We start from the raw sequence: 295 nt of genomic DNA, 5'->3' as shown, positions 1-295 counted from the left end.
TACGCCCGCAAAAGTCTCCGCCACGATCTCTTCCACCGGAGTGGTAGGCGCCCGAAACTCCTTGACCGCCACGACAGGATCCGGCAAAGCCTTACGATCGAGCTTCCCACTCGACCCCAACGGAAACTCTTCGAGCACAACATAGTTCAACGGCACCATATAAGACGGCAGCCGCAAAGCGGCTGCGGCGGTGACGTCGTCGATATCAATGGTCTTGCCCGGCTCACCGACAAGATAACCAACAAGCTGCTCGTTGCGAACCAGCACAACAGCATTCGACACCGAATCGATCCCG

The 295-nt window shown here is 57.6% G+C and carries 1 protein-coding gene; it reads right to left on the bottom strand.

Translation table 11 applies throughout. The annotated features are described in order from the left end of the window. A partial coding sequence (locus tag H2510_RS20580) for a hypothetical protein (RefSeq protein WP_186630132.1) occupies positions 1 to 282 on the bottom strand: 282 nt, incomplete at its 3' end. Between the last annotated feature and the right edge of the window lie 13 nt (positions 283 to 295).

Origin of the sequence: Rhodococcus sp. BP22 (assembly GCF_014281965.1) — a bacterium.
Taxonomy (GTDB): domain Bacteria; phylum Actinomycetota; class Actinomycetes; order Mycobacteriales; family Mycobacteriaceae; genus Rhodococcoides.
This window is presented reverse-complemented; position numbering and strand designations above follow the sequence as displayed.